Source organism: Mesorhizobium sp. M0174 (assembly GCF_040322275.1).
Classification (GTDB): Bacteria; Pseudomonadota; Alphaproteobacteria; order Rhizobiales; family Rhizobiaceae; genus Mesorhizobium.
In genome coordinates this window covers 1-794 of sequence record NZ_JAMYTB010000072.1, presented here as the reverse complement: position 1 = coordinate 794, position 794 = coordinate 1, and the positions used below count along the sequence as shown (strand labels likewise).

The 794-nt window shown below is 65.9% G+C and carries 1 protein-coding gene; it reads right to left on the bottom strand.

The features are described from left to right. Window positions 1-18: 18 nt before the first annotated feature. A partial coding sequence (locus NKJ13_RS31525; protein WP_352779578.1) for an IS3 family transposase occupies window positions 19-794 on the bottom strand: 776 nt, incomplete at its 5' end.

Sequence of the window (794 nt, the reverse complement as noted above, 5' to 3'; positions counted from 1 at the left end):
TGACGTTGCCCCCAGTTTCTATCCAGTTTTGAGTTCGTTTCCGGCGTGGGTTGTGCCCTGCTGGGCGGGTGAAGCGACGGGCGCTGGCGCGGAGCCTTTGGCGCAGCGCAGCGCGAGCGACCGTCGCGGATTGAAGGTGCTGGCGAACTCGGCCGGTGTCTGCCAGGCGATTTGGGAGTGCGGCCGCGCGGTGTTGTAGTCGGCGCGCCACAGGGCGATGGCGACGCGCGCCTGAGCCAGCGAGGTAAACAGCGTCTCGTTGAGCAGTTCATCGCGCAGTCGGCCGTTGAAGCTCTCGATGAAGCCATTCTGCATCGGCTTGCCGGGCGCAATGTAATGCCATTCGACGCGGTTCTGATCCGCCCAGGCGAGGATGGCGTTCGAGGTGAACTCGCTGCCATTGTCGCTGACGATCATCCTCGGCCGGCCGCGCTCGGTGATGAGCCGGTCCAATTCGCGGGCAACCCGCATGCCCGAGAGAGACGTATCAACGATGAGTGCCAGGCACTCTCTCGTGCAGTCGTCGACGACGGCCATGATGCGGAAGCGGCGCCCGTCGGTGAGCTGGTCCGATACGAAGTCGAGCGACCAGCGCTCGTCGGGCCTCAGCGGCACCAGCATCGGCGCCCTGGTCCCGATCGCCCGTTTGCGGCCGCCACGGCGGCGAACGGCGAGCTTCTCCTCCCGATAGAGCCGGAACAGCTTCTTGTGGTTCACGACCAGGCCCTCCCGCCTCAGCATCACGAGAAGACGCCGGTAGCCGAACCGGCGACGCTCCTGCGCGATCGCCTTCA